The organism is Chitiniphilus eburneus, assembly GCF_005048205.1.
Taxonomy (GTDB): Bacteria; Pseudomonadota; Gammaproteobacteria; order Burkholderiales; family Chitinibacteraceae; genus Chitiniphilus; species Chitiniphilus eburneus.
The window spans coordinates 1-1,198 of record NZ_SUMF01000079.1 but is presented as its reverse complement, the minus strand read 5'-3'; the positions used below and the strand labels follow the sequence as shown (position 1 = coordinate 1,198).

Genomic DNA, 1,198 nt, shown 5'->3' with positions numbered 1-1,198 from the left:
CGCACTGCCCGCGCACCAGCCCACCGTCAGCACCTACTACGACTACGACGCCCTCGGCCGCCTGCAACGCACCATGGATGCCCAGGGCTACCAGACCACCTACGCCTACGACGCCAACGGCAACCGCACCAGCCGCACCGACGCCCTCGGCCGCATCACCCAATACGGCTACGACCCCCTCAACCGCCTGACCCGCATCACCCAGCCCGACGGCGGCATCACCGAACTGAACTACGACAGTCGCGACAACCTCGTCAGCGTCAAAGACCCCGAAGGCTTCACCACCCAATACACCTACAACGGCTTCGACGACCTGATCCGCCAGGTGAGCCCCGACAGCGGCACCACCCAATACAGCCAGGACCCCAACGGCCAGCTCACCACCGCAACCGACGCCCGCAACAAAACCGCCACCTACACCCGCGACGACCTCGGCCGCGTCACCCAGATCGGCTATGGTGACGAAACCCACACCTTCACCTACGACACCGCCGCCAACGGCAAAGGCCAACTGGCCAGCTTCAGCGACGCCAGCGGCAGCACCAGCTACGCCTACGACCCCCAGGGCCGCCTGACCCAGATCAACCGCCTGATCGGCAGCATCGCCCTCAACAGCAGCCAGACCTACAACAGCGCCGGCCAGCTCAGCCAACGCACCTACCCCAGCGGCACCAGCGTCAGCTACGGCTGGAACAACGGCCGCATCAACCAGATCCAGGTCAACGGCCAACTGCTGCTGAACAACCTCCAGTACAGCGCCGACGGCCGCATCCTCGGCTGGACCTGGGCCAACGGCCAGAGCTACCGCCAACCCGGCGACGGCAACGGCCGCGTCGCCGGCCTCAGCCTGGGCAACCAGAGCTTCACCTACCGCTACGACGCTGTCGGCAACCTCACCCAGCAAGACCCCGGCAGCAGCGCCTTACGCAACTATGGCTACGACAGCATGGGCCGGCTGACCAGCGCCGCCATCGGCACCACCCAATACGGCTACAGCTACGACCTGAACGGCAACCGCACCGAAAAACGCACCGGCACCGCCGTCACCACCCACACCCACGACCCCAACAGCAACCGCCTGCTCAACGTCGCTGGCAACCTCAACGGCAGCTACAGCTACGACGCCGCCGGCAACGTCGTCAACGCCGGCGCCAACGTCTACAACAACGCCGGCCGCATCCAGCGCAGCAAAAGCGGC

At 66.2% G+C, this 1,198-nt stretch carries 1 protein-coding gene; it reads left to right on the top strand.

What is annotated here, in order from left to right; all coding sequences use genetic code 11:
* Positions 1-1,198, top strand: a 1,198-nt coding sequence (locus FAZ21_RS20035) for an RHS repeat domain-containing protein (RefSeq protein WP_136775193.1), incomplete at both ends; no start/stop codon positions are given.